The sequence below is a fragment of the Nocardioides ureilyticus genome (assembly GCF_051280745.1).
Lineage (GTDB): Bacteria > Actinomycetota > Actinomycetes > Propionibacteriales > Nocardioidaceae > Nocardioides.
Map to the genome: position 1 here is coordinate 1 of NZ_JBNCOG010000008.1, position 20,751 is coordinate 20,751.

Annotated in this window: 20 protein-coding genes and 1 riboswitch; of the genes, 14 read left to right on the forward strand and 6 right to left on the reverse strand. The window is 73.2% G+C overall.

From position 1 onward, the window contains the following. Nucleotides 1-17 precede the first annotated feature (17 nt). Both ACSMHG_RS06065 and ACSMHG_RS06070 read left to right on the forward strand, forming a co-directional pair. Nucleotides 18-854 (forward strand): ATP-binding cassette domain-containing protein, encoded by an 837-nt coding sequence (locus ACSMHG_RS06065; protein WP_435742955.1) that lies wholly within the window; start codon nt 18-20, stop codon nt 852-854. After that, nucleotides 851-2,110, forward strand: a complete 1,260-nt coding sequence (locus tag ACSMHG_RS06070) for a sugar ABC transporter permease (RefSeq protein WP_435742670.1) — start codon at nt 851-853, stop codon at nt 2,108-2,110. The genes ACSMHG_RS06065 and ACSMHG_RS06070 overlap by 4 nt, the downstream gene beginning before the upstream one ends. 75 nt (nt 2,111-2,185) lie before the next feature. On the opposite strand, the gene ACSMHG_RS06075 is transcribed toward ACSMHG_RS06070, so the two are convergent. Continuing rightward, complete coding sequence (locus tag ACSMHG_RS06075) at nt 2,186-2,662, reverse strand: DUF4383 domain-containing protein (RefSeq protein ID WP_435742672.1); 477 nt, start codon at nt 2,660-2,662, stop codon at nt 2,186-2,188. 184 nt (nt 2,663-2,846) lie between these two features. Between ACSMHG_RS06075 and ACSMHG_RS06080 the strand changes: the two genes are divergently transcribed. Next, complete coding sequence (locus ACSMHG_RS06080; RefSeq protein ID WP_435742675.1) at nt 2,847-3,317, forward strand: hypothetical protein; 471 nt, start codon at nt 2,847-2,849, stop codon at nt 3,315-3,317. Between the two features lie 35 nt (nt 3,318-3,352). On the opposite strand, the gene ACSMHG_RS06085 is transcribed toward ACSMHG_RS06080, so the two are convergent. The 3 genes from ACSMHG_RS06085 to ACSMHG_RS06095 are packed head-to-tail and all read right to left on the reverse strand — an operon-like array spanning nt 3,353 to nt 6,237. After that, complete coding sequence (locus ACSMHG_RS06085) at nt 3,353-4,600, reverse strand: kynureninase (protein ID WP_435742678.1); 1,248 nt, start codon at nt 4,598-4,600, stop codon at nt 3,353-3,355. Further along, on the reverse strand, nt 4,597-5,451 hold the full coding sequence (gene kynA / locus ACSMHG_RS06090; RefSeq protein ID WP_435742680.1) for a tryptophan 2,3-dioxygenase: 855 nt from the start codon (nt 5,449-5,451) through the stop codon (nt 4,597-4,599). The genes ACSMHG_RS06085 and kynA overlap by 4 nt, the downstream gene beginning before the upstream one ends. Nucleotides 5,452-5,481: 30 nt before the next feature. Beyond that, nucleotides 5,482-6,237: a putative protein N(5)-glutamine methyltransferase gene (locus ACSMHG_RS06095; protein WP_435742682.1), complete on the reverse strand. Its 756-nt coding sequence runs from the start codon at nt 6,235-6,237 to the stop codon at nt 5,482-5,484. Between the two features lie 51 nt (nt 6,238-6,288). On the opposite strand from ACSMHG_RS06095, the gene ACSMHG_RS06100 reads away from it, so the two are divergent. The 4 genes from ACSMHG_RS06100 to ACSMHG_RS06115 are packed head-to-tail and all read left to right on the forward strand — an operon-like array spanning nt 6,289 to nt 10,561. Beyond that, the gene (locus ACSMHG_RS06100; RefSeq protein WP_435742684.1) at nt 6,289-7,503 is read left to right on the forward strand and encodes an NADH:flavin oxidoreductase; all 1,215 of its coding nucleotides are present in this window, start codon (nt 6,289-6,291) and stop codon (nt 7,501-7,503) included. A gap of 22 nt (nt 7,504-7,525) precedes the next feature. Then, on the forward strand, nt 7,526-8,650 hold the full coding sequence (locus tag ACSMHG_RS06105; protein ID WP_435742686.1) for an NAD(P)H-dependent amine dehydrogenase family protein: 1,125 nt from the start codon (nt 7,526-7,528) through the stop codon (nt 8,648-8,650). Next, nucleotides 8,647-9,471 (forward strand): SDR family oxidoreductase, encoded by an 825-nt coding sequence (locus ACSMHG_RS06110; protein ID WP_435742688.1) that lies wholly within the window; start codon nt 8,647-8,649, stop codon nt 9,469-9,471. The genes ACSMHG_RS06105 and ACSMHG_RS06110 overlap by 4 nt, the downstream gene beginning before the upstream one ends. A 22-nt stretch (nt 9,472-9,493) precedes the next feature. Further along, nucleotides 9,494-10,561, forward strand: coding sequence for an MBL fold metallo-hydrolase (locus ACSMHG_RS06115; RefSeq protein ID WP_435742690.1), 1,068 nt, complete (start codon nt 9,494-9,496; stop codon nt 10,559-10,561). Between the two features lie 128 nt (nt 10,562-10,689). Here ACSMHG_RS06115 and ACSMHG_RS06120 read toward each other — a convergent pair whose 3' ends face one another. Together ACSMHG_RS06120 and ACSMHG_RS06125 are read right to left on the reverse strand one after the other, a co-directional pair. Beyond that, a complete protein-coding gene (locus ACSMHG_RS06120; RefSeq protein WP_435742692.1) occupies nt 10,690-11,121 on the reverse strand; it encodes a GNAT family N-acetyltransferase in 432 nt (143 codons plus the stop codon). After that, nucleotides 11,118-12,041 (reverse strand): alpha/beta hydrolase, encoded by a 924-nt coding sequence (locus ACSMHG_RS06125; protein WP_435742694.1) that lies wholly within the window; start codon nt 12,039-12,041, stop codon nt 11,118-11,120. Before ACSMHG_RS06125 ends, ACSMHG_RS06120 begins: the two co-directional genes overlap by 4 nt. A 138-nt stretch (nt 12,042-12,179) precedes the next feature. On the opposite strand from ACSMHG_RS06125, the gene ACSMHG_RS06130 reads away from it, so the two are divergent. The 7 genes from ACSMHG_RS06130 (at nt 12,180) to ACSMHG_RS06160 (ending at nt 20,725) form a co-directional block, all read left to right on the forward strand. Beyond that, nucleotides 12,180-12,755, forward strand: a complete 576-nt coding sequence (locus tag ACSMHG_RS06130) for a carboxymuconolactone decarboxylase family protein (protein WP_435742696.1) — start codon at nt 12,180-12,182, stop codon at nt 12,753-12,755. A gap of 56 nt (nt 12,756-12,811) precedes the next feature. Beyond that, nucleotides 12,812-13,624, forward strand: a complete 813-nt coding sequence (locus ACSMHG_RS06135) for an RNA polymerase sigma-70 factor (protein WP_435742957.1) — start codon at nt 12,812-12,814, stop codon at nt 13,622-13,624. Between the two features lie 7 nt (nt 13,625-13,631). After that, a riboswitch (TPP riboswitch) is annotated at nt 13,632-13,740 on the forward strand. Next, entirely contained in the window at nt 13,732-14,814 is a 1,083-nt protein-coding gene (locus tag ACSMHG_RS06140; protein ID WP_435742698.1) for a thiamine ABC transporter substrate-binding protein, read from the forward strand. It overlaps the preceding riboswitch by 9 nt. A 44-nt stretch (nt 14,815-14,858) precedes the next feature. Continuing rightward, a complete protein-coding gene (locus ACSMHG_RS06145; protein ID WP_435742700.1) occupies nt 14,859-16,493 on the forward strand; it encodes an ABC transporter permease in 1,635 nt (544 codons plus the stop codon). 13 nt (nt 16,494-16,506) lie between these two features. Further along, nucleotides 16,507-17,499: an ABC transporter ATP-binding protein gene (locus ACSMHG_RS06150; protein WP_435742702.1), complete on the forward strand. Its 993-nt coding sequence runs from the start codon at nt 16,507-16,509 to the stop codon at nt 17,497-17,499. Nucleotides 17,500-17,526: 27 nt separating this feature from the next. Beyond that, nucleotides 17,527-18,567: a phosphatase PAP2 family protein gene (locus ACSMHG_RS06155; RefSeq protein WP_435742704.1), complete on the forward strand. Its 1,041-nt coding sequence runs from the start codon at nt 17,527-17,529 to the stop codon at nt 18,565-18,567. Nucleotides 18,568-18,667: 100 nt separating this feature from the next. Beyond that, nucleotides 18,668-20,725 carry an acyl-CoA dehydrogenase family protein gene (locus tag ACSMHG_RS06160; RefSeq protein ID WP_435742706.1) on the forward strand — a complete coding sequence of 686 codons (2,058 nt, stop codon included), beginning with the start codon at nt 18,668-18,670 and terminating at the stop codon, nt 20,723-20,725. Nucleotides 20,726-20,751: the final 26 nt, after the last annotated feature.

A 20,751-nucleotide genomic window follows, 5' to 3' on the forward strand; every position in this document is an offset into this window, starting at 1 on the left:
GCGGCCGGCATCTCCTGATGGACGCCACGACACAGGTGCCGGCCGGGGACGAGGTCGTCCTCTCCCTGGCCGGCATCACCAAGCGGTTCGGAGCCGTGCAGGCCCTCTCCGACGTCTCGATCGACGTCCGGGCCGGCGAGATCGTCGCCCTCGTCGGTGACAACGGAGCCGGCAAGTCGACGCTGGTCAAGGTGATGGCGGGGGTCTACCAGCCCGACGCCGGCGACATCACCTTCGACGGCCGGAAGGTGAGCATCGCCGGTCCGGGCGCGGCCAAGGAGCTGGGCATCGCCACCGTCTTCCAGGACCTGGCGCTGTGCGACAACCTCGACGTCGTCGCCAACCTCTTCCTCGGCCAGGAGCGCCGTCACGGTCCGGTGCTCGACGAGATCGCGATGGAGAAGGAGGCGTGGCGGCTGCTGCGCAGCCTCTCGGCCAAGATCCCGTCGGTGCGGATCCCGATCGCGGCGCTCTCGGGCGGCCAGCGCCAGACCGTCGCCATCGCCCGGTCCCTGGTCGGCAAGCCCAAGGTCGTGATGCTCGACGAGCCGACCGCCGCCCTCGGCGTCGCGCAGACCGCCGAGGTGCTCAACCTCGTCGAGCGGCTGCGGGAGACCGGGCTGGGCGTCGTCCTGATCACCCACAACATGGCCGACGTCCAGGCGGTCGCCGACCGGATCGTCGTCCTCCGGCTGGGCCGCAACGCTGCGGAGTTCCACGCCCAGGACGTCACCAGCGAGGACCTGGTGGCCGCGATCACCGGCGCCTCCGAGAACGCCGTGACCGCCCGGGCCCAGCGGGCGAGCGCTGCAGCCGCGAGCGCCGGAGCAGCACGGGGAGGGAGTTCTTCATGAGCGAGCGCACACTCGAGGGCACGCCGCCGCAGGTGGCCGCCGACGCGGAGGACGAGCGCCTCATCCGCGACGTCGGCCTGTCCGGCCAGCTGCGTGCCTTCTGGGGCCGGGTCAAGAGCGGAGAGCTCGGCATGCTCCCCGTGATCCTGGGGCTGATCGTCATCTGCGTCGTCTTCCAGCTCAACGAACCGACCTTCCTCTCCAGCAAGAACCTGGTGTCGATCACCCAGTTCGCCGCGCCGACCGGCGTCATCGCGCTCGGGATCGTGCTGGTCCTGCTGCTCGGCGAGATCGACCTGTCCGTGGGCTCGGTCTCCGGGTTCGCCGCGGCATCGATGGCGGTGCTCGTCGTCAACGAGGGTGTCCCCCTGGCGCTGGCGATGCTCGCGGGCACCGGCATCGGCCTGGCGATCGGCTGCTTCTACGCGTTCCTCTACGTGAAGCTGGGCGTCCCGAGCTTCGTCTTCACCCTGGCGGGGCTGCTGGCCTTCCAGGGAGCGCTGCTCTACGTGCTGGGGCGCCAGGGCACGATCGTGCTGCCGCAGGACTCCGGGCTGCGGGAGTTCGCCCGCAACAGCTTCCTCACCGACGCCCAGGCGTACGCCCTCGTGGCACTGGTGGTGCTCGTGTACGTCGCGAGCCAGCTGGTCGGCATCCGCCGGCGTGCCGCTGCCGGCCTGACGCCGGGCAGCCCGGTCGCGGTCGCGGTGAAGGCGGTGCTGCTCGCCGCCGGCCTGGGGTTCCTCACCTACTACCTGGGCATCGACCGGGGGTGGAGCTACCTGCCGGTGCTCTTCGTGCTGCTGGTGGTGGTGATGGACTTCGCGCTGCGCCGCACCCGCTGGGGACGGCACGTGTTCGCCACCGGTGGGAACGAGGAGGCCGCGCGCCGCTCGGGCATCAAGGTGACCCGCGTCTACGTCTCGGTCTTCGCGCTGACCTCGTCGTTCGCGGCGCTCGGCGGCATCCTCCTGGCCGGGCAGCTGACGTCGGTCTCGCAGAGCAGCGGCACCACCGACACCAACCTGACCGCCATCGCGGCAGCCGTGATCGGCGGGACCAGCCTCTTCGGCGGTCGCGGCTCGGCGTACTCCGCGCTGCTCGGCATCATCGTGCTCCAGGCCATCCAGAGCGGACTGAACCTGATGAACGTCGACTCCTCGGTGCGGTTCATCGTCACCGGGCTGGTGCTGCTGCTGGCGGTGGCGATCGACTCGGTCTCGCGCCGGCTCCGCTCCTCCAGTGGTCGGGGTTAGCGCCCGGGCCGGCTCAAGACGACGAGACCCCCGCAGGCACCAGCCTGCGGGGGTCTCGCCGTGTGAGGTCGATCGTCAGGCAGGAGCCTGCGTGCCGACCGGGCCGTCCAGCTTCTTCTTGCCGATGAAGCCGAGCGCGAGCATCGCGGCGGCCAGGAAGAAGTGCAGCCAGTTGTCAGCGGTGTTGAGCGGCACGAAGTTCGCCGTGCTCTCGTGTCCGATGACGAGGCCGTAGATCCACAGCAGGGCGTAGATGGCCCCGCCCCAGATCAGGTAGTGGGCGGCAGCCCGGGGGTTCTTCGCGACGGCGAGGCCGACGATGCCGAAGAGCAGGTGGACGATGTTGTGCAGGATCGAGACCTGGAAGAGGCCGATGAGCATGGCCTCGCTCTCGTGGCCCGCGAACTGCATCTGGTCGTAGTTCGTGGTGATGCCGGGGATGAAGCCGGCGATGCCGACCAGCAGGAAGACAGCGCCGAACAGCATGGCGACGGTCTTCAGGAAGCGGGCGGCGTCGTCGTTGTGGCCGCGTCCGGTGTGAGTGGCGTCCATCGCGGTTCCTTTCGTGAGGGAGCAGTGCACTCCGGGTACCCACTTCCGGGGATGAGAGCCCTCTGGCTCGTCCAATTGGGCGAGGCAGTCCTCACGCGGATGCCGGTCGCCGATCGTGGGCACTACGTGGAGGTACGGGAACGCAACGCGACGACCGTCCCCTCGACGGTGCAAGGAGAACGGCATGCCACAGCTGGTCCTCTGGCTCTGGGCGGCGACCGCCTTCGTCGGCGCCTACATGTTCAGCTTCACGCTCGGCGCCGCCCGGTCGCGTGCTGAGGCGGAGCCGGGCCAGCCGACGAGCAAGCTGCCTCCGCTCGTGCTCTTCGTGCACCCGTTCTTCGGCCTCACCGGCCTCGCGACCTGGATCGGCTACCTCGCCACCGGTGACCGGGCCCTGGCCTGGACCACCCTGGGCGTGCTCGTCGCGGGCGCGGGCATCGGCGACGTGCTGCTGGCCAAGACGGTGCGGTCGCGCAAGGAGGCCGGGGTCACGGTCGAGGACCGCATCCCCACGGTGGCGATGGTGAGCCACGGCCTGCTCGCCACGGCCACCATCGGCGTCGTCCTCCTGGTCTGCCTCGGTGTCGGCAACGGGCCGGAGGTCGCCGACCACGACTACGGCGAGGGCGCCGCGGTGGGCTCGGTGCGCTGAGACGGCGCTGAGACGGTCCCGACGGCTGAGACGGCTCAGGCGCCGGGGGCCCCGGCGCCCACCTCCTCCAGGGCGGCGGCCACCGCGTCGATCCCACGCTCGACCTCCGCGAAGCCGGTGCTCAGCGGCGAGAGGCCGATGCGCAGGCCGGCCGGCGGGCGGAAGTCCGGGATCACGCCGTCGCGCCACAGCACCGCGGTGACCTCCCGGAAGGCCGGGTGCTCGAGCATCACGTGCGCGCCCCGCGCGGCGGGGTCCCGCGGGCTCGCCAGCCGGACGCCGTACGCCGCGAGCCGCTCGTCGGCCAGCGCGACCGCGTGCGCGGTCAGCGCCATGCCCTTGGCCCGGACCGCCGCGATCCCCGCCTCCTCGAGGAGGTCGAGCATCGCCTGCATCGGCTGCATGGCCAGCACAGGTGGCGTGCCGGTCAGCAGTCGCCGGACCGTCGGCGCCGGCTCGTAGGACGGACCCATCGCGAACGGGTCGGCGTGGCCCATCCACCCCCACAGCGGCTGCTGGAGGTGGGGCAGCAGCGCCGCGCGGACGTAGGCGAACGCCGGTGAGCCCGGCCCGCCGTTGAGGTACTTGTAGGTGCAGCCCACGGCCAGGTCGACGCGCCAGGCGTCGAGCTCGACCGGCACCGAGCCGACGGAGTGGCTGAGGTCCCAGACCACGAGTGCCCCGGCCTCGTGGACGAGGGCCGTCAGTCCCTCGACGTCGGCCACGTGCCCGGAGCGGAAGGCGACGTGGCTGAGCAGCACCAGCGCCGTCTCCTCGCCGAGCGCCGGTGCCAGGTCGTCGGCGGTCACGCCGCCCTCGGGATCCGCCTCCACCCACCGGACGTCGAGGCCGCACTCGGCGGCCACGCCCTCGACGAGGTACCGGTCGGTCGGGAAGTTGTCGCGGTCGACGACCACCTCGCGGCGGCCCGGTCGCGCCGCGACGCCGGCGCGCAGCAGCTTGTAGAGCAGCACCGACGTGGAGTCGCCGACCACCACCTGGCCGGGTCCGGCGCCCAGCACCACCCGGCCCAGGCGGTCACCGACCCTGGTCGGCTCGTCCATCCAGGCCTCGTCCCAGCTGCGGATCAGCCGGTCGCCCCACGGTCCGGCGACGAAGTCGCCGAGCCGCCCGGCGACGTCCGCGACCGGCCGGCCCAGCGAGTTCCCGTCGAGGTAGGCGACGACGGCCGGGTCGTCCGAGCCCACGAAGCGCGAGCGGTACGACGCGAGCGGGTCGGCCGCGTCGAGCTCGGCGGAGCGGGACCGGGCCGGGCCGCTCACGAGCCGACCTCGCCGCGCACGGCGTACAGCTCGGGGAAGAAGGTGAGGTCGAGCGCCCGGCGGAGGAAGTCGACGCCGGAGGAGCCGCCGGTGCCGCGCTTGAAGCCGATGGTGCGCTGCACGGTGCGCAGGTGGCGGAAGCGCCACTCCTGGAAGTTGTCCTCCAGGTCGACGAGGTCCTCGCAAGCCTCGTAGAGACCCCACGGCAGGTCGCGCTCCTCGTAGATCCGGCGGAAGACCGGGACCAGGTCGGGGCGGTACTCCCACGGCTGGCGGACGTCGCGCTCGAGCACGTCGGCGGGCACCTCGAGCCCGGCGCGGGCGAGCAGCCGCAGGAACGCGTCGTAGAGGGTGGGCTCCTCCAGCAGCCCGCCGAGCAGGGCGTGCGCCTCCGGCTCGGACTCGAAGACCTTGAGCATGGCCGGGGCCTTGTTGCCGAGCACGAACTCCACGGCGCGGTACTGCGCGGACTGGAAGCCCGAGCTGCTGCCCAGCGCGCCGCGGAACTCGGCGTACTCGCGGGGGGTGAGGGTGGCCAGCACCGACCACTGCTGGATGAGGGTCCGCTGGATGGCCTTGACCCGGGCGAGGCACTTCAGGGCGGGTGCGAGGTCGTCGCGGTCCATGAGCGCGCGGGCCTCGCGGAGCTCGTGGAGCACCAGCTTGAGCCAGAGCTCGCTGGTCTGGTGCTGCACGATGAAGAGCAGCTCGTCGTGGTGCTCGGGGTCGCTGAGCGGGTGCTGGGCCGAGAGCAGCCGGTCGAGGTCGAGGTAGCGCCCGTAGCTCATGGCGGCGCGGAAGTCGGTCCGGACCCCCTCCTCGAGCGGGCGGTGCGACGGTGGGCGGCTCATGGCCCGACGGTAGCGCGGCCGGAGACCTGCTCAGGCGTGGCCGCGGGCCGCCCAGCCGTCCAGCTCGGGGTCGTGCACGACGTCCGCCCGCAGGCCGGCCGCCTCGAGCAGGGCGCGGCTCCCGGCGGCCTGCTGACGGCTGGTCTCGAGCAGGACCGTCGCGCCCGGCGAGAGCCACGGCGACAGGGCCGCGGCGATCCTGCGCTGCACGTCGAGGCCGTCCGGTCCGCCGTCCAGCGCGATCCGGTCCTCGTAGTCGCGGGCCTCGGGCGGCATCAGGGCCACCTGCCCGCTCGGGACGTACGGCGCGTTGGCCACCAGCACGGCGACCCGGCCCCGCAGCGTGGCGGGCAGCGCGTCGAGCAGGTCACCCTCGTGGACCCGCTGCGGATCGAGGTTGCGCCGGGCGCACCGGACGGCGGCCGGGTCCACGTCGGCCGCGTGCACCTCCAGGTCCGGGCGCGCCGCCACCACGGCCGCCGCCACCGCGCCGGAGCCGCAGCACAGGTCGACGACCACGGCGCCGTGCTCGTCGGGGGCGGCCTCGAGCGCCAGCCGCACCAGCAGCCCGGTGCGGCGCCGTGGGACGAAGACCCCGGGGTCCAGGCGGACCCGCACCCCGCCGAGGTCGGCCCAGCCGAGCACGTGCTCCAGCGGCAGGCCGCGGGTCCGGGCGGCGACGAGGCGCTCGAGGTGCTCGGCGTCGGTGGCGGCCTCGACCAGGAGCGCCGCCTCCTGCTCGGCGTACACACAGCCGGCCGCACGCAGCCGCTCGACGGTTCCCACGGGACAGGATGATCGCGGACGGCGGTCCCGGCGGGTGGCTACGGTGCGCCGATGGCCGCCCCCGACGTCTTCTCGCCGACCACGCTCGGCCCGGTCCGCCTGCGCAACCGCACGGTCAAGGCCGCCACCTTCGAGGGACGCACGCCGTACGGGCAGGTGACCGACGAGCTCGTCGACTACCACCTGGCACCCGTGCGGGGCGGGGTCGGGCTGACGACGGTGGCCTACCTCGCGGTGGCGCCCGAGGGGCGGACCCACCGGGAGGTGATCGTCGTCGGCGACGACACGCTGCCCGGGCTGGCCCGGCTGGCCGACGCGGTCCACGCCGAGGGAGCCGCGATCGCCGGCCAGGTCGGCCACGCCGGTCCGGTCGCGAACGGCCGCTCCAACGGCGTCCCCGCGATCGCCGCCAGCCGGATGCCGAGCCCGCTGTCGATGCAGCTGGTGCGCCCGGCGAGCGAGGCGGACCTCACCCGGGTGACCAAGGCGTACGTCGCGGCGTCGCGCACCCTGGTCCGCGCCGGCTTCGACGTGCTCGAGCTGCACATGGCGCACAGCTACCTGATCTCCTCCTTCCTCGCGCCGGGGCTCAACCGGCGCCGGGACCGCTGGGGCGGTTCGCTGGAGAATCGCGCCCGGCTGGCCCGCCAGGTCGCCCGTGCCGTGCGTGAGGAGGTCGGCGACGAGGCGGCCGTGACCGCGAAGGTCTCCCTCTCCGACGGGTTCAAGGGCGGCGTCACCACCGATGCGGGGCTCGAGGTCGCCCGGCTGCTCGAGGCCGACGGCCACCTCGACGCCCTCCAGCTCTCCGGCGGCAGCTCGCTGATGAACCCGATGTACCTGTTCCGCGGCGGCACCCCGGTCGAGGAGTTCGCCGCCGCGATGCCGCTGCCGGTGCGGCTGGGCATGCGCACGCCGGTGGGCCGCGGCTTCATGAAGTCCTACGACTTCACGGAGGCCTACTTCCGCGACAAGGCGCTGCGGTTCCGCGAGGAGCTCTCGATCCCGCTGATGCTGCTCGGCGGCATCACCAAGCTGGAGACGATGGAGCAGGCGATGGCCGACGGCTTCCAGTACGTCGCGATGGGCCGCGCCCTGCTCCGCGAGCCCGACCTCCTCAACCGGCTGCAGGCCGGTCGTTCGGTGGAGGGCGTCTGCATCCACTGCAACCGGTGCATGCCGACGATCTACGCCGGCCCCGGCACCCACTGCCCCGTCGCGCTCGAGGTGACGGCGGGGCGGGACGCGACCCTTCCGCAAACCTAGAACGTGTTCTAGGTTGACCGGCATGTCCCAGGTCATCCCCGAGAAGCCCCTGCGCGTCGTCGTCTGGTCCACCGGCACCATCGGCCGCCACGCGATCGCCGGCATCGACGCCCACCCGGACCTCGAGCTGGTCGGCGTCTGGGTCTCGAACCCCGCCAAGGACGGCAAGGACGCCGGCGAGCTGGCCGAGCTCGGTCGGGAGCTGGGCATCCCGGCGACCACCGACCGGGAGGCCCTCGTCGCCCTCGCGCCCGACGCCATCGTGCACACCGCGATGGCCGACGACCGGGTCTTCGAGTGCATCGAGGACCTGATCGCCTTCGTCGAGGCCGGGATCAACGTCACCAGCAGCGGCCCGGTGCTGCTGCAGTGGCCCGAGGGGATCCTCCCGCCGGAGTTCATCGACCGGATCGAGGACGCCTGCCGCCGCGGCGGCGCGAGCATGCACGTCAACGGGATCGACCCCGGCTTCGCCAACGACGTGCTGCCGCTGGTGATGACCAGCCTGTCGCGGCGCATCGACGAGGTGCGGGTGATGGAGATCTGCGACTACTCCACCTACTACCAGCCGGTGGTGATGAACGAGCTGTTCGGCTTCGGCAAGCCGATGGACGAGCCCGGCATGCTCTGGGCGCCCGGCATCCTCGGCATGGCCTGGGGCAGCGTCGTCCGGCAGATCGCCGCGGGCCTCGACCTCACCCTCGACGAGCCGCTCACCGAGGAGGTCGACCGGCGGCCCGCCGCCCGCGACACCGCCTCGGTCTCCGGCGACATCGCCGCGGGGACGATGGGTGCGGTCCGGTTCCAGGTGATCGGCAAGGTCGACGGTGTGCCGCGGGTCGTCCTCGAGCACGTCACCCGCACCGACGCCTCCGAGCACGACGACTGGGAGCGCCCGCCGGCGGGCACCGACGGCTGCTACCGGGTGCGAATCGCCGGCGAGCCGATGATGCAGGTCGACTTCCTCCACCACGGCGAGCACGGCGACCACAACGTCAGCGGCATGATCACCACCGCGCAGCGGATCGTGAACGCCGTGCCCGCGGTCGTCGCGGCCGAGCCGGGCATCGTCCGTGCGCTCGACCTTCCGCTCGTCACCGGGCGCGGCCTGGTCTCCACCGCGCCCCGGCAGGCGGTCGACGCATGATCCTCGACCGGTTCCGCACCACCGACCAGGTCGCGGTGGTCACCGGTGCCGGCCGCGGCATCGGAGCCGCCACCGCGATCGCCCTTGCGGAGTCCGGCTCGGACGTGGTGATCTCCTCGCGCACCGCCGGCCAGCTCGAGGAGGTCGCCGAGCGGGTCCGCGCCACGGGACGCCGGGCGCTCGTCGTACCTGCCGACCTCAGCGACACCGAGGCGGTCGCAGGCCTGGCGCACGCGGCGTACGACGAGTTCGGGCGGCTCGACACGGTCGTCAACAACGTCGGTGGCACCATCCCGAACGCGTTCCTCGACACCACCGTCGACTACCTGGAGGAGGCCTTCCACTTCAACGTCTCCACCGCCCACGCGCTGAGCGCCGCCGCCGTGCCGCTGATGCTCAAGGGGCCGGACCCTTCGACAGGCTCAGGACAGCGGGGGCAGAAGAGCATCACCTGCATCAGCTCGATGATGGGCCGCTCCGCCGGCCGTGGCTACCTCGCGTACGGCACCGCGAAGGCCGCGCTCGCGCACTGGACCCGGCTCGCCGCCACCGACCTCGCCCCCCGCATCCGGGTCAACGGCATCTACGTCGGCTCGGTGATGACCAGCGCGCTGGAGTTCGTCGCGGGCGTGCCGGAGATGATGGACCAGCTGGAGACCAAGACGCCCCTGGGGCGCGTCGGCGAGGCCGAGGACATCGCGGCGGCCGTGGTCTACCTCAGCTCGCGCGCGGGGCAGTACGTCACCGGCAAGATGCTCGAGGTCGACGGCGGCATCCAGGCGCCCAACCTCGAGCTCGGTCTCCCCGACGTCACCGCCTGAGGCCGGCCGTAGAGTCCGCTCGGTGATCCCTCCCAGCGCCTCCGTCTCCACCGCGCACGCCGTCTCGCCGGACTCCGGTGAGCACTGGACCGCGGAGGGCGCGTGGCCGGTGGCCGAGGGCATCCACCGGATCCCCCTGCCCCTGCCCATGGACGGGCTCAAGGCGGTCAACGTGTACGTCGTCGTGGCCGACGACGGGCTGACGCTGGTCGACGGCGGCTGGGCCATCCCGGCGGCCCGGGACCTGCTCGACCGGTGCCTGCGCTCGGTCGGCGCGGGCTTCGGCGACATCCGGCGCTTCCTGGTCACCCACGTCCACCGTGACCACTACACGCTGGCGCGGGTGCTCGGCACCGAGCTCGGCGTGGACGTCACCCTCGGGCGGGACGAGCAGCCGGCGCTGGCGCTGCTCAACGACGTCGACTCGCTGGAGGAGAACCCGTTCGTCGCGACCCTGCGCACCGCCGGCGCGGCCGAGATCGCCGAGGAGTGGCAGGCCGGCGACGACGGCGAGCGGCCGGACCCGGCGCTGTGGGCGTTCCCCGACACGTGGCTCGAGGGCGACCAGCGGCTGACGGTCGGCGCTCGGACGCTGGACGCCGTGCACACGCCCGGCCACACGCCCGGCCACTACGTCTTCGCCGAGCGCGACGCCGGCCTGCTCTTCGCCGGCGACCACGTGCTGCCGACGATCACGCCGTCGATCGGCTTCACGATGCCGGCGGTCGACCAGCCGCTCGGGGACTTCCTGGCCTCGCTCACCAAGGTGCGTGCGCTGCCCGACCTCACGATCCTGCCCGCCCACGGCCCCGTCGCGCCGTCCTCCCACGCCCGGGTCGACGAGCTGCTCGCCCACCACGAGCAGCGCCTCGCCGACAGCCTGGCCGCGCTGGCCTCGGGGCCGTCGACGGCCCACCAGGTCGCCGGCCACCTCGGCTGGACCCGCCACGAGCACGCCTACGACACCCTCGACGTCTTCAGTCGGGGCATGGCGGCGATGGAGACCAAGGCCCACCTCGAGCTGCTCGTCGCCCGCGGCCAGGCGACCCGCGCCGAGACCTCTGACGGGGTCGCCTTCGGGGCAGTGTGAGGGTTGTCAGCATCCCAAGTTCACTTGGGATGCTGACGCCTCTCGGCTGTTGCGATGGCAGGGAAGCGTCAGGATCCCAGGTTAACTTGGGATCCCCCGCGTCACACAGGCACCACCAGCCACACCAGTCACACGAGTCGTCGCATCGGCACGTGGGGGATGCCGTCCTCCAGGAACTCCGGCCCGTCGACGACGAACCCGAACGTGGCGTACCACCCGGCGAGGGGCGCCTGGGCGTCCAGCACGATGTCGCGGCCGGGGCAGGCCGACAGTGCCGCCTGCATCACCGGGTCGGCCAGGCCGCGGCCGCGGGCCGGGACGTCGAGCAGCACTCGACCGATCCGCCACAGCTCCCCGTCGTCGAGCACCCGGGCGTAGCCCAGGAGCGTGTCGCCGTCGCGGAGCAGCACGTGGCGGGTGCCCGGCTCGAGGTCGCGCCCGTCGAGGTCGGGGTAGGGGCAGGCCTGCTCGACGACGAAGACCTGCTGCCGCAGCTGCCACAGCCAGTACGCCGTGCGCGGGTCGAGCTCGTCGAAGGTGTGCACCGTCGTGTGGGTCATCGCAGGAACTCCTCGGTACGCCGCCACGCGGCGCGCGCCTCCGGCACGAGCGGCAGGAGGGGGTAGACGTGGAGCAGGTCCGGCTCCTCCACGTAGGTCAGGTCCCAGCCGGCCTCGGCCGCCCGCCGGACCAGCAGCCGGGTGCCGGGCGCGAGCAGGTCGAGCGTGCCCTGGAAGACCAGGGCGGGGGGCAGGCCGGCCAGCTCGGCCAGCGCGGGGGAGACCTCGGGGCGGCCGAGGTCGTCGGCCGAGCCGGCCCACCACGCGGCGTAGGCCTCGAGCTTGCCCGGGAAGAGCCACGGGTCGCGCTCGGCGAACTCCGCGGTCTCGGGCGTGCTCGTCGTGAGGTCCACCCATGGCGCATGCAGCACCATCCGCGCCGGCTGCGGCAGGCCGCGGTCGCGCAGCGAGAGCGCCACGGCCAGGGCCAGCCCGCCGCCGGCGGAGTCGCCCCCGAGCACCAGCCCGCCGGGCGAACGGTCGGCCCAGCCGGCGACGAGGTCGACCAGGGCGTCGTGGGAGTCGCGCCAGGTGTGCTCGGGCGCGAGCGGGTAGTCGGGCAGCACGACCCGCGCACCCAGCCGCGACGCCAGCCTCGCGGCGTACCGCACGTGGAACGGGTCGAAACCGGCGACGAAGCCACCGCCGTGCACCCACACCACCGTCCGGGTCGGCGCGACGCCCCGCGCCGTCAGCTCGTACGACGGGAACGGTGCCGTGCCGGCGCCGCGGACCTCCGTGCGCACCACCGAGAAGCGCCGGCCGAACCGCGGCACCGCGGCCGTCGGCAGCCCGGCGTCGCCCACCCGCGCGTGCCAGCGCTCGAGGCGCGCCCGCTCGGCCTCGACCGAGTCGAGCTCGCGGGAGCGACGCAGGCGGGGGAGGGCACAGGCGAGGAGCCGGTGGCGACGGGACGGCACCGGCCCACTCTCACACGAGACGCCGGCGACCTGTCACAGCCGTCCTGTCACACGGGCTTGTCACACGGGCCCTGTCACAGCCGGGGGCCGGCCGGTGTCTTCATGGTCGACAACCCGACCCGTCCCCAGGAGCACGCCATGCCCAGCACCTTCCGCATCCCCCGCGCCACCGTCACCGGTCTCTACGGCCGGCTGCTCGAGGCCTACGCCCGCCGGACCTACGGGCAGGTCCCCGACACCGCCTACGTCCTCTGGCACCACCGCCGGGCGCTCAGGGCGGTGCTCTCCTTCGAGTCCAAGGTGGCCCGCTTCGACTCCCTCGACCCGCACCTGAAGTCCTACGCCCTGCTCGCCAGCGCCGCCACGATCGGCTGCAGCTGGTGCCTGGACTTCGGCTACTTCCTCGCCCACGACGAGGGGCTGGACACCGCGAAGGTCCGGGAGGTGCCCCGCTGGCGGGAGTCCGACGCCTTCACGCCGCTCGAGCGGGCGGTCATGGACTACGCCGAGGCGATGAGCGAGACGCCGCTGCGGGTGACTGACGAGATGACGGCCGGCCTGCTGGAGCAGCTCGGCGTCGAGGCGGTCGTCGAGCTCACCGAGATGGTGGCGATCGAGAACCTGCGCTCGCGGTTCAACGCGGCCGCCGGCCTGCAGAGCCAGGGGTTTTCCGACGTGTGCGGCCTGCCCCTGGCCGTAGCCTCCGACGCGTGAGCCACACCGACCCCTTCGTGCGCCACCGCGACCTGCTCTTCACGGTGGCCTACGAGATGCTCGGCTCCGCCGCCGACGCCGAGGACGTCCTCCAGGAGGCGTGGCTGCGCTGGGCGGAGGTCGACCTCGCCGGCGTCCGCGACCACCGCGCCTACCTCGTGCGCGTGGTCACCCGGGTCGGCCTCAACCGGCTCCGGACCCTCGCCCGCCGCCGCGAGACCTACGTCGGCCCGTGGCTGCCCGAGCCGCTGCTGACGGCCCCCGACGTCGCCGAGGACGTCGAGCTCGCCGACAGCGTCTCGACCGCCATGCTGCTGGTGCTCGAGACGCTGTCGCCGACCGAGCGGACGGTCTTCGTGCTCCGCGAGGTCTTCGACGTGCCGTACGACGAGATCGCGGCGGCCGTGGACAAGTCACCGGCGGCGGTGCGGCAGGTCGCGCACCGGGCTCGAGGGCACGTCGAGGCGCGGCGGCCGCGGGTGCAGGTGAGCCGCGACGAGCAGCGTGCGGTCGTCGAGCGGTTCCTCGCGGCGGCGGCCACCGGCGACCTCGGCTCGCTGCTCGAGGCGCTCGCCCCGGACGTCGTGCTCACCAGCGACGGTGGCGGCCTGCGCTCGGCGGCGCTGCGCCCCATCACCGGGCGCGACAAGGTGCTGCGCTTCCTGCTCGGCGTGATGCCCACCGAGGGCGACGTGCAGGTGGACGCCGTCGAGGTCAACGGGGCTCCCGCCCTGCGCTTCGTGATCGACGCCGTGCTCGACACGGTCGCGACGGTCAGCGTCGAGGACGGCTCGGTGACCGGCATCTACGTCGTCCGCAACCCCGAGAAGCTCGGACACCTCGACGGGCCGGTGCGACTGGCGCGCTAGGGTCGGACCCACATGACAGGGGAGCACGCGTCGGCGTGCTGAGAGTGCGGACCAGCCGCAGACCCTCCGAACCTGCTCCGGCTAGCACCGGCGAAGGGAGTCCGACGATGACCGTGCGCGCGCGCACCACCGCCCTCCTCACCATGGGCCTCGCAGGCCTCGCCGTCACCACGGTGTCCTGCTCCCTGACCGGGGGAGGTGAGGACGAGCCGACCGTGGCCGGGGAGCCGGGGGAGGTCGTCCTCGTCACCCACGAGTCGTTCAGCCTGCCCGAGGAGGTGCTGACCGGCTTCGAGGAGGAGACCGGCCACCGCCTCGAGGTCCGCAGCGCGGGCGACGCCGGCTCGCTCACCAACCGGCTGGTGCTCACCAAGGACGACCCGATCGGTGACGCCGTCTTCGGGATCGACAACACCTTCGCCTCCCGCGCGGTCGAGGAGGGCGTGCTCGCCGACGTCGACGTCGAGCGCCCGGCCGGCGCCGCGGCGTACGACCTGCCGGCCGAGGCCGGCGAGGGCAGCGACGACCTGGTCCCGGTCGACACCGGGAACGTGTGCGTCAACGTCGACACCACCTGGTTCGAGCGCGAGGGGCTCGCCCCGCCGGAGACGCTCGAGGACCTCACCGAGCCCGCGTACGAGGACCTGCTCGTGGTCCCCGGTGCGACGACCAGCTCGCCGGGCCTGGCGTTCCTGCTGGCCACCGTCGCCGAGTACGGCGAGGAGTGGCCGGCGTACTGGGAGCGGCTGATGGCCAACGGCGCCAAGCTGACCGACGGCTGGTCGGACGCCTACCAGGTCGACTTCACCCAGGGTGGCGGCGAGGGCGACCGGCCGATCGTCGTCTCCTACGACTCCTCGCCGGCCTTCACCGTCGACGGCGAGGGCGGCACGACGACCAGCGCCCTGCTGGACACCTGCTTCCGGCAGGTCGAGTACGCCGGGGTGCTGGCCGGCGCCGCGAACCCCGAGGGCGCCGAGGAGCTGGTGGAGTACCTCCTCTCGCCCGAGGTGCAGGCGGCCCTGCCGGAGTCGATGTACGTCTTCCCGGTCCGCGACGACGTCGAGCTGCCCGCCGACTGGGCGAGCTTCGCCGAGCAGCCGGAGTCGCCGTACACGGTCGACCCGGCGGAGATCGCCGAGAACCGTGACGACTGGCTGCGCGAGTGGAGCGACATCACGACCCGATGAGCGGGTCCCCCCGGCGGTCGAGCTCGTCCCCTCGGTGGTCGAGCTTGTCGAGACCACTCGCGCTGCTGGCGCTGGCCCTCGGGCCGGTGCTGGTGCTCGGCGTCTTCTTCGTGCTGCCGGTGGCGGGGATGATCGCCCGTGGGTTCTGGCCCGACGGCTCGTTCGACCCCGGGGGCGTCTTGGAGGTCCTGACCCGGCCGCGCACCGGTCGGGTCGTGTGGTTCACCGTCTGGTCGGCCGCGGTGGCCACGGTGGTCTCGGTGCTGCTCGGCCTGCCGGCGGCCTACAGCCTGCACCGGCTCGCGCTGCCCTGGCGCCGGGGGATCCGGGCCGCGCTGCTGGTGCCGTTCGTGCTGCCGACGGTGGTGGTGGGCGTGGCCTTCCGCGAGCTCCTCGGCGAGGCCGGCCCGCTGGGGTTCCTCGGACTCGACGGGACCCCCGTGGCGATCGTGGCGGGCCTCGCCTTCTTCAACGTCGCGGTCGTGGTGCGCACCGTCGGCGCGGCGTGGGAGTCGCTCGACGTGCGGCCGGCCGAGGCCGCGGCGGCCCTCGGCGCCTCGCCGGCGCAGGTGCTGCGGACCGTGACCCTGCCCGCCCTGCGGCCGGCGATCGTCTCCGCGGCGAGCGTGGTCTTCCTGTTCTGTGCCACGTCCTTCGGCGTGGTGCTGACCCTCGGCGGCCTGCGGTACTCCTCGGTGGAGACCGAGATCTACCTGCTCACCACCAACCTGCTCGACCTCCAGGCCGCCGCGGCGCTCTCGATCGTCCAGCTGACGGCGATCACCGTCCTCCTCGCCCTGGCCGCCCGGCTCCGTGCCGTGCCGGACCCCACCGTCGCGCGGCGTACGGCGCCCGCGCGGCCGCTGCGGCGCTCGGACTGGCCCCAGGTCGCCGCCACCGTGCTCCTGCTCGTCCTCGTCGCCACCCCGATGCTGACCCTCCTGCTGGGCTCGTTGCGGGTGGGGGACACGTGGAGCCTGGCCAACTACCGGGCGCTCGACTCCACCGGCGACCACCGGGCGCTCGCCGCCCCCGTGACCGAGGCGCTGGTGGTCTCGCTGCGCACCGCGGTCGACGCGACGTGGATGTCGCTCCTGCTCGGCGGCCTCGTCGCCGTCGTCGTCACCCGCCGGTCCCGCACGCCGGCGGAGCGCCGGGTGCGCTCGGCCCTCGACGGCTTCTTCATGCTGCCGCTGGGCGTCTCGGCGGTCACCCTCGGCTTCGGCTTCCTCATCACCCTGGACCGGCCGCCGGTGGACCTGCGCGACACCGCGCTCCTGGTGCCGGTGGCCCAGGCGTTGGTCGCGCTGCCCCTGGTGGTGCGCACCCTCGTGCCGGTGCTCGCCGGCATCGACGACCGGCAGCGGCAGGCCGCGGCCTCGCTGGGCGCCGGACCGCTCCGGGCGATGCTCACCGTCGACCTGCCGGCGGTGTGGCGACCCCTGCTCGCCGCGGCCGGCTTCGCCTTCGCCGCCTCGCTCGGCGAGTTCGGCGCGACCGCCTTCCTCGCCCGGGACGAGCGGACGACGGTGCCGGTCGTGATCTTCCGGCTCATCGGCAGCCCCGGGGAGATGAACTACGGCATGGCGCTGGCCGCCTCCGTCGTCCTGGCCGCGACCACCGCGCTGGTCATGCTGGCCGTGGAGCGGCTCCGCGTGCCGTCGCTGGGCGTCGTCTGATGGAGTGGCGCTGATGTTGTCCCTGACCGGCGTCTCGGTGGCCTACGACGGCGTGCCCGCCGTCCGCGAGGTCTCCCTCGAGCTGCCCGACGGCGAGGTCCTGGCCGTGCTCGGCCCCTCCGGCTGCGGGAAGTCCACGCTGCTCCGCGGGGTCGCCGGCCTCGAGCCGACCGCCGGCACCGTCGCCTGGGACGGCGAGGACGTCTCGCGGGTCCCGACGCACCGGCGCGGCTTCGCGCTGATGTTCCAGGACGGCCAGCTCTTCGGCCACCTCACCGTCGAGCGGAACATCGCCTACCCGCTGCGCCTGCGCCGCCGCCCCGCCGCCGAGCGCGCAGCGCGGGTCGCCGAGCTGCTGGCGCTGGTCGGCCTCGAGGGGTACGGCGACCGGCTGCCGGCCACCCTCTCCGGCGGGGAGCGCCAGCGGGTCGCCCTGGCCCGCTCGCTGGCCGTCCAGCCGCGGCTGCTGCTCCTCGACGAGCCGCTCTCCGCCCTCGACGCCGGCCTGCGCGAGCGGCTCGCCGGTGAGCTCCGCGACATCCTCCGCGCCGCCGGCACGACCGCCCTGATGGTCACCCACGACCACGAGGAGGCGTTCACGGTCGCCGACCGGCTCGCGGTGATGCGCGCGGGCCGGGTGGTCCAGCAGGGGCCGATCGGCGAGGTGTGGCGGCGGCCGGTCGACCGCGAGACCGCGCTCTTCCTCGGCTACGCCCGCGTGCTGGAGGGGCCGGCCGCCGCGCTGGTGCTGGGGCAGGCGGCGCCCGCGGGACCGGCGCCGGCGGTCGCCGTACGCCGCTCCGCGCTCGTGGTCGACGACGCCGGCCCGCTCACCGCGACGGTGCGGTCCGCGCGGGCCACACCGACCCAGGTGCGCCTGGTGGTCGACGTCCCCGGCCTGGGTGAGGTGGATGCCGTCTCTCCGCTCGACCGGCACCCCGGGCCCGGCACCGCGGTGCGGCTGCGGGTCGACGCCTCGCGGCTCGCCGTGGTGGGCGCGGCATAGGGGGGCGTCCTACCTACACTGGCCCCCATGCATCGCCGCGCCTACGCCCTCCTTCTCGCGACGGCGCTGGTGATCGGCACCTGGGCGGTGGTCACCGCCCTCATCATCGACCGGCCGCTGATCGACCCCGAGGGCAGCTTCCTCGGCCCGTCGTGGCTCCGGCTGCCCTTGCTCTGCATCGGCGCGCTCCTGGCCGACCTCCTGCCCCGGGCGCTGTGGTTCTCCCGCGGGCGGGTCCGGGAGATGCCCGGCATCGTCCGCGAGCGGCTGCGCAGCCACTGGAACCGGGACCGGGTGCTGCTGGTGATGCTCGGCATCACCGCCTTCTACGTGATCTACGTCTGCTACCGGAACCTCAAGTCGTTCCTGCCGCTGGTCAGCGACCGGATGTACGACCGCGAGCTGCACATGCTCGACCGGGTGCTGTTCTTCGGCCACGAGCCGGCCATCGTCCTCCACGCCGTGCTGGGGGACACCGTCGTCGCGCACCTGCTCTCGACGTTCTACCTGCTCTTCATCCCGATGGTCGCGATCCTCGTGACCGTGTGGCTGGTGTGGTCGCGCAACATCAGCTTCGGCTGGTGGTTCGTCACCTCCCAGGGCCTGGCCTGGACGCTGGGGACGGTCTCCTACTACGCGCTGCCGACGCTCGGGCCCGGGCTGGAGTACTACTGGCTCTACGAGGGCCTGGCGCCGACCGGCACCACCGACCTGATGAACTCCCTGGTCAACGCACGGCAGGGCGTGCTCTGGAGCGACGGGCAGGCGCAGACGGTGGCCGGGTTCGCCAGCCTGCACACCGCCATCACGCTGCTGTGGGCCCTGATGGTGCAGTACACCGTGCGGAGCCGGGTGCTGCGGATCCTGTTCTGGGTCAACTTCGGGCTGACCGTGGTCGCCACGCTCTACTTCGGCTGGCACTACGTGGCCGACGACGTGGCCGGCGTGCTCATCGCCCTGGTCTCCTTCTACGTCGCCGGCGTGGCGACGGGGCAGAAGTTCGACCACCACGGGCTCGCCTCGCACCCGACGACCACGACGTCCGCGGTGCCCGTCGACCGCGAGTGACCGAGGCCCGCCCCCGCCCCGGGAGCCGGGTGGTCCGGACCGGCGCGTGAGCCTGCTCCCACGACGACTGGCCATCGTCCCCGCGGGTAACTTGGCAGGCATGGCGACCGACACCGTCCCGCCCTCCTCCGCCGACGACGTGCCCGGCGAGCCCGGCGCCGCGCCGGAGACCGACACCGACGCGCGCGTCGACTCGCGGTCCGGCTACCGCCGGCCCGAGGTCGACGTCGCCGCCCTCACCCGGCTCCTCGACGGCCGGTACGCCGAGATCCGCAACCTCGTGCGCACCAACCTCGCCGAGTCGGCCTCGATCCTCGAGGACGCCGAGACCATGTCGACCGCGGACTTCCGCGAGCGGGTCAAGGAGGTCGTCGTGGAGATGGCCTCCACCGGCCAGACCGGCATGGGCTTCCCGGAGGAGTACGGCGGCGGCGGTGACCTCGGCGCCTCCATCGCGGCCTTCGAGACCCTCGCGTACGGCGACCTCTCGGTGCTGGTGAAGGTCGGCGTCCAGTTCGGCCTCTTCGGCGGCGCGATCCTGCAGCTCGGCACCGAGCGCCACCACGACGCCTACCTCGCCGACCTGATCACCGGGCGGCTGATGGGCTGCTTCGCGATGACCGAGTCCGGCCACGGCTCGAACGTCCAGGCGCTCGGCACCGTCGCCACCTACGACCTCGCCACCCAGGAGTTCGTCATCACGACGACCCGCGAGGAGGCGCGCAAGGACTACATCGGCAACGCCGCCGCCCACGCCCGGCTGGCCGTCGTCTTCGCCCAGCTCGAGGTCGGCGGCGAGGGCCGGGGCGTGCACGCCTTCGTGGTGCCCGTCCGTGACGAGGACGGCGCCGTGCTGCCCGGCGTACGGATCGAGGACGACGGGCTCAAGATGGGGCTGAACGGCGTCGACAACGGCCGGATCTGGTTCGACGAGGTGCGGGTCCCGCGCGAGAACCTGCTCAACCGGTTCGCCGACGTCACGCCCTCCGGCGTCTACGAGAGCGCGATCGAGAACCCGAACCGGCGCTTCTTCACGATGCTCGGCACCCTGATCCAGGGCCGGGTGTGCGTGGGTGGGGCCGGCATCAACGCGGCGAAGGTCGCGCTCACGATCGCGGTGAAGTACGCCCTGCGCCGCCGGCAGTTCGAGGCCACCGACGACGGCCAGGAGGAGCTGCTCCTCGACTACGGCCTGCACCAGCGCCGGCTGCTGCCGCTGCTCGCCCGGACCTACGCGCTGCACTTCGCCCAGGAGGAGCTCGCCCTCCAGCTGCACGACGTGCTCTCCGGCAGCCTCGCGGAGGGCGAGGAGGGGGAGCGCGCCCAGCGCGAGCTCGAGGCGCGGGCCGCGGGGACCAAGGCGCTCGGCACCTGGCACGCCACCCGGACGATCCAGGAGTGCCGCGAGGCGTGCGGCGGCGCCGGCTACCTGGCGGAGAACCGGTTCGCCGCGCTCAAGGCCGACACCGACGTCTTCACCACCTTCGAGGGCGACAACCACGTCCTGCTCCAGCTGGTGGCCAAGGGGCTGCTCACCGACTACGCCAGCGAGTTCCAGGACATGGACCAGCTCGGCATGGTCCGCTTCGTCACCGGCCTCGCCGTCGAGACCGTCATCGAGAAGACCGCGGTCAACAAGCTGGTCGAGCGCATCCGTGACGCGCTCCCCGGAGGGGACGAGTGGGACCAGGAGGCCGGCCTGCTCGACCCCGACTACCAGATCGCGATGCTCCGCTTCCGCGAGGAGCACACCGTCTCGGGGGCGGCCCGCCGGCTCAAGCGGGGGATCGACCGGGGGATGAACCCCGGCGAGGTCTTCTCCCGGGTGCAGGACCACGTCATCGCCGGGGCGCGGGCGCACGTCGAGCGGCTGGTGCTCGAGGCGTTCGTCGCCAAGCTCGCGACCCTGCCCGACGGCGACGAGAAGGTCGCGCTCACCCTGTTGTGCGACCTGCACGCGCTCTCGACGATCGAGGCCGACCGGGCGTGGTTCATGGAGCACGGCCGGCTCTCGGTCTCGCGGTCGAAGGCGATCAGCCGCGAGATCGGCAGCCTGTGCCGCAAGGTCCGCCCACTCGCCGACGACCTCGTGGACGCGTTCGCCGTGCCGCCGGAGATGCTCCGCTCGCCCGGCCTCCTCGGCTGGCCGCCGGCGTGAGCCGCTGACCGGCCCAGCCGACCGCC

Coding starts and splice junctions, on each gene's coding strand:
- ACSMHG_RS06065 (WP_435742955.1), top strand. CDS start 18: ATGGACGCCACGACACAGGTGCCGGCCGGGGACGAGGTCGTCCTCTCC.
- ACSMHG_RS06070 (WP_435742670.1), top strand. CDS start 851: ATGAGCGAGCGCACACTCGAGGGCACGCCGCCGCAGGTGGCCGCCGAC.
- ACSMHG_RS06075 (WP_435742672.1), bottom strand. CDS start 2,662: ATGGACGCCACTCACACCGGACGCGGCCACAACGACGACGCCGCCCGC.
- ACSMHG_RS06080 (WP_435742675.1), top strand. CDS start 2,847: ATGCCACAGCTGGTCCTCTGGCTCTGGGCGGCGACCGCCTTCGTCGGC.
- kynA (WP_435742680.1), bottom strand. CDS start 5,451: ATGAGCCGCCCACCGTCGCACCGCCCGCTCGAGGAGGGGGTCCGGACC.
- ACSMHG_RS06100 (WP_435742684.1), top strand. CDS start 6,289: ATGGCCGCCCCCGACGTCTTCTCGCCGACCACGCTCGGCCCGGTCCGC.
- ACSMHG_RS06105 (WP_435742686.1), top strand. CDS start 7,526: ATGTCCCAGGTCATCCCCGAGAAGCCCCTGCGCGTCGTCGTCTGGTCC.
- ACSMHG_RS06110 (WP_435742688.1), top strand. CDS start 8,647: ATGATCCTCGACCGGTTCCGCACCACCGACCAGGTCGCGGTGGTCACC.
- ACSMHG_RS06120 (WP_435742692.1), bottom strand. CDS start 11,121: ATGACCCACACGACGGTGCACACCTTCGACGAGCTCGACCCGCGCACG.
- ACSMHG_RS06130 (WP_435742696.1), top strand. CDS start 12,180: ATGCCCAGCACCTTCCGCATCCCCCGCGCCACCGTCACCGGTCTCTAC.
- ACSMHG_RS06135 (WP_435742957.1), top strand. CDS start 12,812: ATGCTCGGCTCCGCCGCCGACGCCGAGGACGTCCTCCAGGAGGCGTGG.
- ACSMHG_RS06140 (WP_435742698.1), top strand. CDS start 13,732: ATGACCGTGCGCGCGCGCACCACCGCCCTCCTCACCATGGGCCTCGCA.
- ACSMHG_RS06150 (WP_435742702.1), top strand. CDS start 16,507: ATGTTGTCCCTGACCGGCGTCTCGGTGGCCTACGACGGCGTGCCCGCC.
- ACSMHG_RS06155 (WP_435742704.1), top strand. CDS start 17,527: ATGCATCGCCGCGCCTACGCCCTCCTTCTCGCGACGGCGCTGGTGATC.
- ACSMHG_RS06160 (WP_435742706.1), top strand. CDS start 18,668: ATGGCGACCGACACCGTCCCGCCCTCCTCCGCCGACGACGTGCCCGGC.